At 71.5% G+C, this 13903-nt stretch carries 11 protein-coding genes; 6 read left to right on the forward strand and 5 right to left on the reverse strand.

All coding sequences use genetic code 11. The annotated features are described in order from the left end of the window. The first annotated feature begins 7 nt into the window (after positions 1–7). Positions 8–541, forward strand: a complete 534-nt coding sequence (locus tag Dfulv_RS00175; protein ID WP_259860553.1) for a YbaK/EbsC family protein — start codon at positions 8–10, stop codon at positions 539–541. Here the strand turns inward: Dfulv_RS00175 and Dfulv_RS00180 are convergent. Together Dfulv_RS00180 and Dfulv_RS00185 are read right to left on the reverse strand one after the other, a co-directional pair. Further along, positions 509–958 carry a SufE family protein gene (locus Dfulv_RS00180; RefSeq protein ID WP_259869799.1) on the reverse strand — a complete coding sequence of 150 codons (450 nt, stop codon included), beginning with the start codon at positions 956–958 and terminating at the stop codon, positions 509–511. The two genes, Dfulv_RS00175 and Dfulv_RS00180, sit on opposite strands and share 33 nt — an antisense overlap. 131 nt (positions 959–1089) lie before the next feature. Beyond that, positions 1090–1515: a CBS domain-containing protein gene (locus tag Dfulv_RS00185; protein WP_259860554.1), complete on the reverse strand. Its 426-nt coding sequence runs from the start codon at positions 1513–1515 to the stop codon at positions 1090–1092. Positions 1516–1684: 169 nt separating this feature from the next. Here Dfulv_RS00185 and Dfulv_RS00190 point away from each other — a divergent pair, with 169 nt between their 5' ends. Next, the gene (locus Dfulv_RS00190) at positions 1685–2458 is read left to right on the forward strand and encodes an SGNH/GDSL hydrolase family protein (protein WP_259860555.1); all 774 of its coding nucleotides are present in this window, start codon (positions 1685–1687) and stop codon (positions 2456–2458) included. A gap of 20 nt (positions 2459–2478) precedes the next feature. Further along, a complete protein-coding gene (locus Dfulv_RS00195; RefSeq protein ID WP_259860556.1) occupies positions 2479–3369 on the forward strand; it encodes a sulfurtransferase in 891 nt (296 codons plus the stop codon). 52 nt (positions 3370–3421) lie between these two features. Here Dfulv_RS00195 and Dfulv_RS00200 read toward each other — a convergent pair whose 3' ends face one another. From Dfulv_RS00200 to Dfulv_RS00210, 3 genes are all read right to left on the reverse strand, one after another. Then, positions 3422–4372, reverse strand: coding sequence for a glycoside hydrolase family 130 protein (locus Dfulv_RS00200; RefSeq protein ID WP_259860557.1), 951 nt, complete (start codon positions 4370–4372; stop codon positions 3422–3424). Continuing rightward, positions 4362–6803 carry a glycosyltransferase gene (locus tag Dfulv_RS00205; RefSeq protein WP_259860558.1) on the reverse strand — a complete coding sequence of 814 codons (2442 nt, stop codon included), beginning with the start codon at positions 6801–6803 and terminating at the stop codon, positions 4362–4364. Before Dfulv_RS00205 ends, Dfulv_RS00200 begins: the two co-directional genes overlap by 11 nt. Before the next feature lie 215 nt (positions 6804–7018). Further along, positions 7019–7948 carry an ADP-ribosylglycohydrolase family protein gene (locus Dfulv_RS00210; RefSeq protein ID WP_344403667.1) on the reverse strand — a complete coding sequence of 310 codons (930 nt, stop codon included), beginning with the start codon at positions 7946–7948 and terminating at the stop codon, positions 7019–7021. Here Dfulv_RS00210 and Dfulv_RS00215 point away from each other — a divergent pair. From Dfulv_RS00215 to Dfulv_RS00225, 3 genes are read left to right on the forward strand one after another with little or no spacing between them, the layout of a single operon-like run. Further along, positions 7947–9143: a hypothetical protein gene (locus Dfulv_RS00215; protein ID WP_259860559.1), complete on the forward strand. Its 1197-nt coding sequence runs from the start codon at positions 7947–7949 to the stop codon at positions 9141–9143. The genes Dfulv_RS00210 and Dfulv_RS00215 overlap by 2 nt on opposite strands. Before the next feature lie 44 nt (positions 9144–9187). After that, positions 9188–10963 carry an HSP90 family protein gene (locus Dfulv_RS00220; protein ID WP_259860560.1) on the forward strand — a complete coding sequence of 592 codons (1776 nt, stop codon included), beginning with the start codon at positions 9188–9190 and terminating at the stop codon, positions 10961–10963. Beyond that, positions 10953–13712 carry a hypothetical protein gene (locus tag Dfulv_RS00225; protein WP_259860561.1) on the forward strand — a complete coding sequence of 920 codons (2760 nt, stop codon included), beginning with the start codon at positions 10953–10955 and terminating at the stop codon, positions 13710–13712. Before Dfulv_RS00220 ends, Dfulv_RS00225 begins: the two co-directional genes overlap by 11 nt. Positions 13713–13903: the final 191 nt, after the last annotated feature.

A 13903-nucleotide genomic window follows, 5' to 3' on the forward strand; every position in this document is an offset into this window, starting at 1 on the left:
CTGCAGCATGAGCAAACTCGAGACCGTTGCTGCACTGTCCGCGCCCGACCTTCTCGCACCACCCGTCCTCGCCGCGCTGCGGCAGTGGAATGCTGCCGACCAGGTCCTGGTCGCGCCGATCGACGCGGCACTCGCGGACACGGCGGAGTTCTGTGCGGCCTACGACGTCGGTCTGGAGGAGTCGGCCAACTGCGTCGTGATCTCGGGCAAGCGCGAAGGTGAGGTCCGCTACGCGGCCTGCGTGGTCCTCGCCACCACGCGCGCCGACGTGAACGGCATCGGCCGCAAGCGGCTCGACGTGCGCAAGGCGAGCTTCGCGCCGATGGAGTCGGCGGTCAGTGAGACCGGCATGGAGTACGGCGGGATCACGCCGATCGGCCTGCCCGGCGGCTGGCCGGTGCTCGTCGACTCGCGGGTGCTGGATGTGCCGGAGGCGGTCGTCGGCAGCGGGTTGCGCCGCTCGAAGATCGTGTTGCCGGGTGCCCTGCTGGCGGAGTTGCCGGGTGCGTCAGTGGTCGAGGGCCTCGGCCGCGCCCTGTGAGGTCGCGTGCTCCGACACCTGGCGCTTGAGCCGGGTGAGCACGGCGGTGCCGCCGCGCACGCGCAGTGGGCTGATCACCGCGGCGAGCCCCATCCGCTGGTAGATGTCGGCGGGCACGGCGAGCACCTCCTCGACCGTGGCCCCTTCGAGCCCCTCGCTGAGGATGCCGGCGAACGCCCTGGTCGTCGGCGCCTCGGGCGGGCAGTCGAAGAACAGGTCGACGGTGCCCTGCGGGGTCACGTCCGCCTTGAGGAAGAACGGCGTCTGGCACTCCGGCACCGGCTCCATCCCGGTGTGCCCCGCGAGCTCGGGCGGCAGCGGCCGGACCGCGTCCGCATACTCGAGCAGCATCTCCAGCACCACGTCACGCGGTGCCGAGGCGAACTCGTCGATGATCGCGGTGAGCTTGTCCGGCATGTCCACGGATCCAACGCTATCGCGCCGGCCTCGATACGCCGTTGATCATGCACTGGTAATGCCTGGCGAACCCAGGCAGACACGGAGTGTCGAGGCACCACAAGTGCATGATCAACGCGGATCTGTGGGGGCTAGTTGTTGGGGGAGGCCTTGCTGATGCCGCCCAGGACGGATTCGGGGTCGATCTCCTCGGCCAGATCGCCGATCGACACGATGCCCACCAGGCCCTGGTTGTCGTCGCAGACCAGCACACGCCGCACGGCCTGGTCACGCATCAGCAGCGCCGCCGAGTGGATCGAGTCGTCCGGGCGTACCGTCACCAGCTCTTTCGAGACGATCTCGCCGATCGTCGTCGCGGCCGGGTCGCACCGTTCGGCGACGGCGCGGACCACGATGTCACGGTCGGTCACCACTCCGGTGAGCTCGGGGCCGTCCGCCACCACCACGTCGCCGATGTCCTGCTCACGCATGGTTCTGGCGGCTTCCGCCAGGGTGGTCTCACTCGGCAGGTAGACCACGTTGGTGGTCATGACCTCACGAACCGTCTGCATCGTCATGGTTTGAACCTCCCAAGTGGTGGATGAGGTCGTGTTACCCAGGGTGAAAGATGCCTAACGATCATGAAATGTGAGTGCCTGGTGTGGTGTGCGGCAAAGTCGCTTCCACCGCACCGGGCGCCCTGACAGGATGCGAACCGGGGACGAACACACGGGGAGGTATTCCAGGGTGGCGGGGTGGACGAGTTTCGTAGCGGTCGGTGACAGTTTTACGGAAGGGCTCGACGACCCACGGTCGGACGGGCAGGGGTATCGCGGCTGGGCCGATCTCGTCGCCGGCGTGCTCGCGGCCCGGACCGACGACTTCCGGTATGCGAACCTGGCCGTCCGCGGCCGGCTGTTCGACAACATCGTCGCTGAGCAGGTGCCGCTTGCCGTCGCGATGAAGCCCGACCTCGTCAGCTTCGCCGGCGGCGGCAACGACGCGCTGCGCCGCTCGTTCGAGCCCGACGCCCTGGTGGCGCGATTCGACAGGACGATCGAGAAACTGCGCGGCACCGGCGCCGACGTGGTGCTGTTTCGCTGGGCGGACCTGACCGGCCGCATGCCCGGCGGGAAGATGCTCCGCCCGCGGGTCGACCTGCTCAACACCGCGATCGAGGAGGTCGGCGCGAAGCACGGCGCCCACGTGGTGAGCCTGTGGGACGACGCGGAGTTCACCAATTCGCGGCTGTGGAGCATCGACCGGCTGCACCTGTCACCGGCCGGGCACCGGCGGGTGGCGGCACACGTGCTCACCGAGCTCGGTGTCGAGTGCGACCCGGACTGGCTGGCCGCACCGCCGCCGCCGGAGGAGCTGTCGTGGGTGTCGCGCAAGGCCGCCGACGCGAAGTGGGCGACCCAGCACCTGGCGCCCTGGGTGAAGCGGCGGCTGACCGGCAAGTCGTCGGGCGACATGGTGACCGCGAAGCGCCCTGAGCTGGCTCCGCTCCGCGACGCCTAGAGGGAGCTAGGGTCGGAATCATGGCAGTTGCTAATGATCCAGCGCCCGAGCTGAGCGCATACGCGCACCCGGAACGGCTGGTCACCACGGCGTGGCTCGCCGAGCATCTCGACGACCCGGGGCTCGTCGTCGTCGAGTCCGACGAGGACGTGCTGCTCTACGGCACCGGACACATCCCCGGTGCGGTGAAGGTCGACTGGCACACCGAGCTCAACGACCAGACGACCCGCGACTACCTCGACGCCGAGGGCTTTGCCGCGCTCTGCAGCGCCAAGGGCATCGGCCCCGATGACACCGTCGTGTTCTACGGCGACAACTTCAACTGGTGGGCCACCTACGCGCTGTGGGTCTTCGCCCTCTTCGGCCACCGCGACCTGCGCATCCTCGACGGCGGCCGGGCGAAGTGGATCGCCGAGGGGCGGCCGGTCACCCGCGAGGTGCCGCAGCGGAAGCCGACCGACTACCCGGCAGTGCCGCGCAACGACGAGGTGATCAGGGCGTTTCGCGACCAGGTCTCGCAGCACATCAGGGACGGCCGGCCGCTCGTCGACGTGCGGTCCCCGGGTGAATACACGGGCGAGCTGCTGCACATGCCCGACTACCCGCAGGAGGGCGCGCTGCGTGGCGGCCACATCCCGGGTGCGGTGAACAAGCCCTGGAAGCAGGCGGCCCGCGACGACGGCTCGTTCAAGCCGGTCGACCAGCTGCGCAAGATCTACGCCGACGAGCTCGGCCTCGGTGCCGGTGACGACATCATCGCGTACTGCCGCATCGGCGAACGCTCGTCCCACACCTGGTTCGTGCTCACCCACCTGCTCGGCTACGAGCGCGTGCGCAACTACGACGGATCGTGGACGGAGTGGGGCAACCTCGTACGGGCGCCCGTCGTCAAGGGCAGTAACCCGAAGTAAGGACGGAGTGAGCGGCGGTCGCGCGGGCCGCCGCTCACCGTGTCCGTGGTCGCTACTCGCCCTCGGGTGGGAGCGAGATCAGGTAGTCGACGACCTCGGAGTACCGCGCGCTGGCCATCGCGACCGTCAGGTCCGCCGCGCCGTAGTACAGCCGCAGCTCGTCACGCGCCTCGTCGTGGACGAGGCCGGTGGGGAAGACGACGTTGGGCACGTCGCCGACCCGCTCGTAGTCGGCCTCCGGGCCGAGGACCCAGCTCGGTGTGCGCCGGATGACCTTCGTCGGGTCGTCGAGGTCGAGCATGACCAGGCCGACCCGGTAGATCGAGGTCGCCACCATCGCCTTGACGCCGTGGTAGACGGCGAGCCAGCCGTGCGGCGTCTCGACCGGGGGCGGCCCCATGCCGATCCGGGCCGCGTCCCACCAAGGGCCGGAGCGTGCCTGCATCACCGGCTCGGGGGTCGTCCACGAGCGCAGGTCCGTAGACTTCGACAGCCACACGTCGGCGCGCGCCGACAGCACCGAGACCGGGCGGTGGAACAGCACGTAGTGCCCGTCGATCTTGCGGGGCAGCAGCGACGCGTTTTTGTCCTCGGGCGGCATCACGATCCCGAGCGACTCGACGGACTGGAAGTCCTCGGTGCGGGCGAGCGCCACGCAGGGCCCGCCCGGCCCGTACGACGTATACGCGATGACGTATCCGCCCAGGTCCTCGACGTAGGTGATCCGTGGGTCCTCCACTCCCCAGCAGCTGTGGGCGTCGGTCGGATCGTCGGCGATGAGCGGTTTGCCCTCGACGACCCAGTTGGTGCGCCCGTCTTTGCTCCGGGCGACGGTGAGGTGCGAGATGCCGCGGCGGTCCTCGATCCGGCAGAGCAGGACCGTGTCGCCGTTGTGCATGCACGCGCCAGGGTTGAACACGCTGTTGATCGGATAGGGCCAATCCCCCGCACTCAGCAGGGGATTGGTCGCTTCTCGATGGAAGAGCTCCGCGTCAAAGTGCATCGGGCTGGCCCTCCGTGGTGCGCGAGCGGGGCGGTGTTGCGGTCGCGCTGAACCCGGCCGAAGCCCGGCCGACAGCTCGTCCCTGATTGCCCGACTTCGTCGCCATCGACGTGACGGGCAGGGACGTCGGGACCGGCGCTGTCGCGACCACCGGATGGGGTAGAGCGGCCAAACCGGCCCTGAGCAGGCTGAGTAGCGCTTGGTAATAGGCTAGCGTGGACTCGGCACCTTGGTTCCCATTTGGCTCAGTAGCAGACAAACCATCGTGGCAGGCGCCGGTGGCGTCGACGTAGAGCCGCGCTCCGGCCCGGTTGCGGCCGAGGAACCACGCGAAGCCCCAGCCGGCCAGTCGGGCCAGGACCGGCTCGGCGGTGTGCTGCCACGCGTCGACCAGCGCCTCGGTGATCGCCGCCGCGTCCAGGGGCTGCTCGTCGCCGTCGTCGGCGAGCCACAGCGCCGGCGACTCACCCCGGCGGTGCCAGTGGTTGCCCACACAGCGCAGGGTTCCGTCGGCGAGGCCGACGTGCTGCACGTACCAGTCCAGGGCGGCGATCGCCCGGCCCGCGGCGGCGTCGTCCTCGAGCAGTGCCGCACCGAGCAGCATGGCCTGCGCCAGGCGTGCGTTGTCGTACGTCAGCTCCGGCTCGAACCAGCGCCAGCCCGGGTCGGCCGACGACGTCTCCACCAGCGCCTCGTCGAGACGGCGCAGCAGCGGTGCGGCCTGGTCGGTGCGCCCGGCGCGGGCGAGACCGATCAGCGCGTAGGCCGCGGACCGCAGCCCCAGCTCGGGCAGCGCGGCGGTGCGCGGGCCCAGCTCGTCGAGCAGGGCGGAGGCCGGCCGGCGGATGTCGTCGGGCACCGCCGGGGTGCCGACGAGCACGCCGAGCGTCCACACGGTGCGGCCGACGTGGTCACCCAGGTGCGGCCAGTCCTGCCACGTGCCGCCGTAGCTGAGCACGTTGTGCATCGCGCCGGACGGATCGTAGGCGGCGATGAGGAACCGCATCGACTGCCGCAGCCAGCGCGTCGCCAGTGCGGTCTGCTTGGCGTCGGTACCGACGGCGAGGAGATCGGCGGCGACGATCGCCAACCGTGCCACGTCGTCGACGCAGTACCCGGACGACATGTCCGGGTTCGGCCCGCGGGAGAACTGGATGATTCCGATCTCGTCGGTGAGCTTCTCGAGGTGCGCGAGGTTGAGCGCCGGCGCCGCCGCGGTGGCGTGGCCGGGGCGCGCGGCCGCGGCCTGCGTCTGGCGCACCACGTCGGCGAAGAGGTCGGCCTCGCGGGCGGCGACGGCCGGCCAGGGCAGCCACGCCGCGCAGGCCTCGGCCACCGACTTGGCGGCGGCGAGCGCCCGGGCGTCGCTGAGCAGGTCGATGATCTCGGTGGCGAGCGCCGTGCCGTCGCCGATCGGCACCACCCGGCCGGCACCGCCGGCGAGCATGTCCTCGGCGTAGCTGTAGGACGTCGAGACCGCGGGCAGGCCGGCGCCGAGCGCGAACGTCAGGGCGCCCGAGCAGATCTGCTCCGGTTGCCGGTACGGCGTGACGAACAGCGTGCTGGCGTGCAGGATCGCCGACAGTTCGTCGAGGGCCAGGAAGGCGTCGACGAAGTGCACGTTGTCGCTCAGGCCCAGTTGCTGGACCTGTGCCTGCAGGCTCTCGCGGTAGACCTCACCCTCCTGCCGCTTGATCTCCGGGTGGGTGGTGCCCGCGACGATGTACTGCGTCTCCGGGTGCTTCTTGACCACCTCGGCCAGCGCGTCGATCGCGATGTCGATGCCCTTGCCCTTGCCGAGTAGCCCGAAGGTGGTGAGCGTCGGCTTGCCGGACACGGCGTCGAGCAGGTCGCGCAGTTCGGGCCGCAGCGTCTCCGGGTCCGGGCCGTGGCGCATCGCCTCGGGCGCGCCGTGCGGCACCACCACGAGCTGGTGGCCGGCGGCGATGCCGGTGCGGATCGCGACGCGGCGCGCGGTCTCGGTGAAGACGGTGACCCGGGCCGCGCGGGCGCAGAGGGCGCGCAGTGTCGCGGCCTGGCCCGGCGAGGGCCGGGGCAGCACGGTGTGCAAGGTCAGCAGGTATGGGATGCCGCAGGCGTTGAGCGCGCGGGTGAGCTCCAGCAGGTGCGAGCCGTCCGGCCCGCCGAAGATGCCGTACTCGTGCTGGATCAGCACGACCTGGACGCCGGCCTCGCGCAGGACGCGGGCCGCCGCCGAATAGTCCTCGATGCGGTCCTGGTTGATGGTGACGACGACCTCGTCGCCGTACGTGTGCCCGTCACGGTCGATGGCCACGACGACTGTCTCCAGATCGTCGGTGGCGACACCTAGTGCCTCGCGCAGATCCGCGGTGTAGGTCGCGAGCCCGCATTGGCGCGGCAGATAGGTCGACACGATACCGAGTCGATAGGTCGCGGCAGGGTGTGACATGAACACATTGTTACCCCCGGCGACCTCAAAAAACCTTCATACGCGCGGATGAGGGTCACTGGACCGCTGTGCCGTCTGGGGCAATCCGGCCAGGCTATCCGATTTTCCGTGCAGGTCAGCCAGGATTTGCAGAAAAATCACCCGAACCAAGTAAAACTATGGCCGTCAATTTATAGCATTCGACCAGAGGGGTGACTAACGGTAACGTACTGTGATCACGGACTCTGGCTCCATTCCGGGAGCGGTTCACGGGAGCCGATCCACTCGGGCGGTATGCCGGCGACGCCGGTGTGGGCCGCCACCACCCCGCCGGCGATCGCGCACATCGAGTCGACGTCCCCACCGGCCCGCACGCACGCCTCGATCGCCGCCGGATAGTCGTCGAAGCGGGTCGCGGCGACCCACAAGGCGTAGGGAACGGTGTCCTGAGCAAGGGCGTGCGAGCCGTTGCCCAGTTCGTCCGCGACCTCGCACGGGTCCGTGGCGGTGAGGAGCCGGGCCGCCCGGGCGACACCGTCGCGGACGTCGGACGGCGGCAGCTGGTTGAGCACCAGTCGCAGCAGTGTGCCGGGCTCGGCGTGCCGGGCCGCGTGCGCGGCGGCCAGCGCCACCGCGACCGCGCCGGCGACACCTTCGGGGTGCTGGTGGGTCACCTCCGCCGACAGTGCCGCCTGCCGGGCCGCGAGATCGGGATCGTCGGCGAAGAACGCGCCGAGCGGTGCGACGCGCATCGCCGCGCCGTTGCCGCTGGAGCCGCAGCCGGAGAACAGTGCGCCCGCCGCGGTGCGCCACGGCACCCCGTCGCGGATGCTCGACATCAGGGAGACCGCGCCCCGGCCGTACCCCCGGTCGGCGCTCCATCGCAGCGCGAACGCGAGCGCCAGCTGATCCTGGTCGACCCGCCCGTCGCGACGCAGGGCCTGGACCAGCGAGCACGCCATCTCGGTGTCGTCGGTCCAGCGCCACGGCGCCGGCGGCAGGACCAGGTCGCCTTCGAGCCGCGGACGCATCTCGAACGGCGCACCGATCGCGTCGCCGACGGAGAGGCCGGTCAGGCTGTCGAGCGCGGCGCGGAGATCCACCTGCCGAAAATAGTCGATGATCCCCGGGAACGGCTCGGCCGTCCGGCGGCTCGTCGTGGTCATGAAACGACGGGATCTGCTGGGTCTGGGCGGTGTGGCGCTCCTCGCGGCCTGCACGTCGCCCCGCCCTGTCACCAAGTCTCAGCGGGGGGAACTCCTCGCCGTCTCCCTGACCGACGGGATGACGGTGCTGGACTCCGGCACCGCCGGCCGGGTCGCCGGCGGCGCACTGCTCACCGGCAACCGCCTGGTCGGCGTCGATCCGGACGGGCGGGTCGTGGTCCGGGACGCGGCGACCGGCGCCGTCGTCACCGCGGCCGCGGTGCGCGGCAGGATGCGGCTCGCGGCCGCCTCGCCCGACGCGGATCTCGTCGCGCTTGTCGACGGCGACCCGGCGGGCCGCACCGAGACGACGATCGTGGTCGCCGGGGCGACGGGGGAGCGGCACCGCCTGACGCTTCCCGGGTTCGTCCAGCCGGAGGCGTTCTCCTCGAGCGGTACCGAACTGTTTGTCCTCGACATGCTGCCGCCGGAGCATCCCGACCGGTACCGCGTGCGCGTGCTGGACCTCGCCGCCGGCCAGATCAGGGCGTTGAACCTGCCCGGGGAGAACGCCGGGATCAAGGTCCTCGTGCCGCAGGGTGCCGAGGAGGAGATGCGCGGCGAGGGCCGGCAGGCGGTGTTCGACCCGCACCGGGAGCGGCTCTTCACGCTGTACAGCCACCAGCCGGACCATCAGCACGTACGGGACCTGATCAACCCGGGTGCCCGGGACGGGAAGCCGGACGTCCACGCGTTTGTGCACACCCTGAGCGTGCGGGACGGCTGGGCGGTCTGCGTGGACCTGCCCGGCACCTTCGGCACCGGGCCCGTCGAAGGGCTGACCCTCGCACAGAGCGCCGAGGAGGTCTGGGTGGCCGATGCCGGCAAGGGTGCCCTGGCGGTGGTCCACGCCGACGCCCTCGCGGTGATGCAGGAGCTGACCTTCGAGCCGGCCGCCGGCCGGGCCGCCCTCGCCGGCGGCGTCAGCGAGGTCTACCTCGCCGTCGGGCAGCGGGTCCTGGTCTTCGCCCGGGACACCAAGATCCACACGGCGACCTGGAAGTTGCCCGCCGACGCGCGGGGCATCGCGGTGTCGAGCCAGCACGTGTACGTCGGGCAGCCCGACGCCGTTCTCCGCCTCGACCGGGGCAGCGGAGCGGTCACCGGGACCACCGGCGTGACCGGGCTCAGCGGCGTGGAGCGCGTCATCACGTGAGATCGGGTCGGAAAATTGTCGGTCGGGCGCGGTAGCGTGCCCGCGTGGATCGGACGTTCCAAGTAGACCTGCGCGGCGTTGTCGACCTGTTGAGTCATCACCTCTATGCGAGCCCTCGTGTCTACGTGCGCGAGCTGCTGCAGAACGCGGTCGACGCGATCACCGCCCGGCGGTCCGCCGACCCGGACGCGCCCGCCCGGGTGCGGTTCGAGCCGCCCGACCTCACCGGCGACGGCACGCTGCGCGTGTCCGACACCGGCGTCGGGCTGACCGAGGCGCAGGTCCACCAGTTCCTCGCCACGATCGGGCGCAGCTCCAAGCGTGACGACTTCGGCTTCGCCCGGCACGACTTCCTCGGCCAGTTCGGCATCGGGCTGCTCTCCTGCTTCCTCGTCGCCGACGAGATCCGCGTGCTCACCCGCGCCGAGGGCAGCCCGACCGTGCTGTGGCGGGGCTTCGCCGACGGCCGCTACAGCGTGGTGCCCGCCGACACCGAGCGGTCCGAGGTCGGCACCACCGTCACCCTCGTACCGCGACGCGACGCCGAGCAGTGGCTGCTCCGCCGCACCGTGGTCGAGCTGGTCGAGCTCTACGGGTCGTTGCTGCCGGTGACCGTCGAGGTCGACGACCTGCCGGTCACCGGCGCCGGGCTGCCGTGGCAGGGCACCGGCGAGGCCCGCCGGCAGCGGCTCGGTTCGTACTGTCAGGAGCTCTTCGGGTTCGTCCCCTTCGACGTCGTGGACCTCTCCGTGCCGGCCGCCGGGCTCACCGGGGTCGCGTTCGTCCTGCCCATGCCGGCCAATCCGGCGGCGCGGGCCGGGCACCGCGTTTATCTCAAGCGCATGCTGCTCGCCGAGGGGGCCGAGGGGGTGCTGCCCGACTGGGCGTTCTTCGCCCGGTGCGTGATCGACACCACCGAGCTGCGCCCGACCGCGAGCCGTGAGGCGCTCTACGAGGACCAGCTGCTCGACGACACCCGCGAGGCGCTGGGCGACCAGCTGCGCGGCTGGCTCATGCGGCTGGCCGGGCGCGACTCGCGCCGGCTGCTGGAGTTCCTCGACATCCACCACCTCGGGGTCAAGGCGCTCGCGCTGCACGACGACGAGATGCTGCGGCTGGTCGAGCGCTGGTGGCCGATGGAGACCAACAACGGCCGCATGACGCTCGCCGACTTCCGCGCCCAGCACGGCCTGGTGCGATACACGGCCCAGGTCGACGAGTTCCGGCAGATCGGCGCCGTCGCCGCGGCGCAGGGCATGCCGGTCGTCAACGCCGGCTACACCTACGACACGCAGCTCATCGAGCGGCTGCCGGTCGTCGAGCCCGGCGCGCTCATCGAGCGGGTCGAGCCGAGCGACCTCAGCACCCACTTCGACGCGCTGGAGCCCGCGGTCGAGCTGGCCAAGCGACCGTTCCTCGCACGGGCGCAGCGGGCCGTCGACCGGCTCGGTTGCGAGGTCGTCCTGCGCTCCTACGACCCGGCCGCCATGCCCGCGATGTATCTGGCCAACCGGTCCGCCGCCTTCGCCGCCGAGCTGCGGGCCACCCGCGAGCGGGTCGACGAGGTGTGGGCCGACGTCCTCGACGCGCTCGCCCGCACCGACGACCAGGACCGGCCGCAGCTGGTGCTCAACTACCGCAACCCGCTCGTGCGGCGGATCACCGAGCTCGCCGACGACGACCTCGTCCGGCTCTCGGTCGAGGGGCTCTACGGCCAGGCGCTCCTCCTCGGCCACCACCCCCTGCGGCCGGCCGATGCCGCGCTGCTCAACAGCTCGTTCCTGGGTCTGCTCAACAAGGCGGTCGCGCATGAAGACTGAAGAAGAACTCTGGGGCCTGCTCCGCGAGGCCTACCACATGCCGTATGGCAGCGGCCAGATCGCGCTGGTCGAGCAGATCGTGCAGCACGCCGACGCCGGTGGCTTCGACGAGCTGCGCTTCGCCGCGCGGCTGCACGCGACCACCGCCTACGTGCACGGCGGGGAGACCGCGAAGTCGTTCGTCACGTTCTCCTGGTGCCGTTCGGAGTACGACGCGCATCCCGAGCGGTTCGACCGCCAGGACGAGCACCTGCTGCTGTGGCAGTTCAAGTACATGGTGGCGGGGCTGCTGAAGTTCCCGACCGTGCCGCTCGGGCGCACCTACGACGTGCTCGACGACATGGAGCGCCGGTTCCGGGCCGGCGGGCACAGCCTGCACGCCGTGTATGCGTATCGGCACCGCGTCGCCGAGTATCTGGGTGACCCGGCGTCGGACGAGTGGTTCGCCAAGTGGAACGCCGCACCGCGCGACAGCAACTCCGACTGCGTCGGCTGCGACCCGACCTCGAAGGTCTACCACCTGGTGTCCCGCAAGCTCGACGACGAGGCCGTCGAACTGGCCCAGTCGGTGCTGGCCGGGCAGCTCACCTGCGCCGAGCAGCCGCAGTCGATCCTCACCGCGCTGCTGCTGCCCTACCTGCGCACCGGCCGGCTCAGTGAGGCCGCCGACGCGCACCGCCGGGCGTATCGCACCATGCGGGGCAACCTGGCCGACCTGCAGAGCATCGGCGAGCACGTGGCCTTCTGCGCCCGCACCGGCAACGAGGTGCGCGGCCTGGAGATCGTCCAGCGGCACCTCGGGTGGCTCGACAAGGCGCCGCACCCGCAGGCCGAGATGTGGTTCGCGGCGTCGGCGGCGCTGCTGCTCGGCCGGCTCGACGACAGCGTCACTGTCGGGGAGACATCCGCCGCGGTTCTCGCCGACCGGCTCGCCGCCCGGGCGCGCGACCTGGCCGCCCGGTTCGACGAGCGCAACGGCACCCCGACCGTCGGGCGCAACATCGAGGCGCTGCTCACCGCGGAGCCGCTGGTCGAATACCTGCCGCTGAGCGCCGTGGCGCGCAAGCAGGTCACCGCTGCGGCGCCCCGGCCGGTCGAGCCGCTGCCGGTCGACGCCGCCGAGCTGCTCGACCGCGCGACGGCGCTCTTCGACGAATACCGGATCACGGAGGCGCGCGCCGCCTGGGAACGGTTCGACGAGTTGCACCCCGAGCCGGCGGCTGACCTGGTCGCCCGCCGGCTCGACGGGCGGGCGCGGATCGCGGCCGTCGAGCAGCGCGACGAGGAGGCCGCCGAGCTGTTCCGCGCGGCGTCCGCCGCGCACCGCGCTCTGGGTCACGAGCTCGACGCGCTGGTCGCCGAGGCCCGTGCGGCGCTGGCCGCCGACCAGCTCGAGGAGCTCGAGGCGGTCACCGCACGGATCCTGGAGCTGGGCGATGCGGACGTCCGAGCGGAGGCGCGGCTGCGGATGGAGTATCCGCTGCTCGCCCTCGACCGCCTCGACGACGCTCTCGCCACCGTCGAGGCGGCGATCGCGGAGGAGCCGCAGCGCCCTGCGCTGCGCGCCGAGCTGAGCGGCCGGCGGGCCCGGTGCCTGCTGGTCCTGGAGCGATACGACGAGGCGGCAGCCGCTGCGGGTGAGGCCCGCGAGCAGTACGGGAAGCTCGGCGACCCGCCGCCGGTCGCGCTGTCCGCGCTCATCCACGGCCACGCACTGGCCAACCTCGAGCGGTTCGACCAGGCCGTCGACGCCTTCGACGCGGCACTGGGCGCGGCTGTCGAGCGCGAGCCGCGGCTCTCCGCGCTGGTCGGGCGCGGCCGGGCGCGGCTCGCCGGCGGCCGCCCGGTCGAGGCGATCGACGACCTCGTCGAGGTGATCGCCGACCACGTCGCCCACGGCGAGGACCCTCCCGCCGCCCTGTTGCGATACGACCTGGCCACCGCCTACCTGGAGGCCGGCCAGCTCCTCGACGCCGCCGAGGCCGCGGAGAGCGCGGTCGACGTGCTCGACCGGATCGGCGCGCAGGAAGCGGCGGACAACACCCGATACCTGCTGTCGCGCATCTATCGCGGGCTCGACGAGCCGGACCAGGCGCTGGCGCTGCTGGAGACGCTGGCGGAAAACCTCGACGGCTTCGACAACCTGCAGTCGCGGGGCCGGATGCTGCAGGAGGCCGCACAGCTGCTCTACGGCGCCGACCGCGACGCCCAGGCGGCAGAGCGGTTCGCGGCGGCGGCCGAGGCGTTTCGTGCGGCCGGCGTCGTGCAGGCGGAGCTGTACAACCGCCGCATGCGCGCGCTGTCCCTGCGCTGGGCGGGCGACGTCCCCGGGTCGTTGAGCGCGCTGGCCGAGGCCGACGCCCTGGCGGCAGCGCTGTCGGGCAGCGCCGATCCCGGCGAGCCGTGGCTGGTCTGGCAGCGGGCGATGCTCGACTGCGACGCGGCCCGGGTGCATCTCGGCGCAGGCCAGGGCGACGAGGCCATCACCCGCGTGCAGGGCGCCGCCGACGCGCTGCGCGGCATCGGCGCCCTGGGCGAGGCGCTCGACGCCGACTTCCTGCACGCGGAGTTGCTCATGCGGGCCGGCTCGCCGACGGAGGCCGAGCCTCTGCTGCGCTCGGTGCTCGGCGCGGCCCCGAAGGATTCGCAGATCCGGCAGAACTCGGCCTGGATGCTCGCCGAGTGCCTCGAGGCGCAGGATCGCTCGGACGAGGCGGCAGCGATCCGCGCCGAGCACCTGGACCAGTAGCCCCCGTGTCGCGCCGTGGCGACGGCGGTCATGATCCGGAAGAGTCTGTGCTGAACAGCGGCGTCAAGTCTTCCGGATCATGAAACCGGGAGCGGCCCGGGGAGATCGCTGTCCCGATCATTGGACGGCGGCGTGTATGTGGCACGAAGAGGGTGCAGGCTGGGGCTTTGCGCCACGACGAGGGTGCCGTG

This window comes from Dactylosporangium fulvum, assembly GCF_025137375.1.
GTDB classification, from domain to species: Bacteria; Actinomycetota; Actinomycetes; order Mycobacteriales; family Micromonosporaceae; genus Dactylosporangium; species Dactylosporangium fulvum.

Excerpts from the sequence above, each read along its gene's own strand:
- Dfulv_RS00225 (WP_259860561.1), top strand. The coding sequence starts at position 10,953 with ATGAAGACTGAAGAAGAACTCTGGGGCCTGCTCCGCGAGGCCTACCAC.
- Dfulv_RS00205 (WP_259860558.1), bottom strand. The coding sequence starts at position 6,803 with ATGTCACACCCTGCCGCGACCTATCGACTCGGTATCGTGTCGACCTAT.
- Dfulv_RS00195 (WP_259860556.1), top strand. The coding sequence starts at position 2,479 with ATGGCAGTTGCTAATGATCCAGCGCCCGAGCTGAGCGCATACGCGCAC.
- Dfulv_RS00185 (WP_259860554.1), bottom strand. The coding sequence starts at position 1,515 with ATGACGATGCAGACGGTTCGTGAGGTCATGACCACCAACGTGGTCTAC.
- Dfulv_RS00215 (WP_259860559.1), top strand. The coding sequence starts at position 7,947 with ATGAAACGACGGGATCTGCTGGGTCTGGGCGGTGTGGCGCTCCTCGCG.
- Dfulv_RS00200 (WP_259860557.1), bottom strand. The coding sequence starts at position 4,372 with ATGCACTTTGACGCGGAGCTCTTCCATCGAGAAGCGACCAATCCCCTG.
- Dfulv_RS00210 (WP_344403667.1), bottom strand. The coding sequence starts at position 7,948 with ATGACCACGACGAGCCGCCGGACGGCCGAGCCGTTCCCGGGGATCATC.
- Dfulv_RS00175 (WP_259860553.1), top strand. The coding sequence starts at position 8 with ATGAGCAAACTCGAGACCGTTGCTGCACTGTCCGCGCCCGACCTTCTC.
- Dfulv_RS00180 (WP_259869799.1), bottom strand. The coding sequence starts at position 958 with ATGCCGGACAAGCTCACCGCGATCATCGACGAGTTCGCCTCGGCACCG.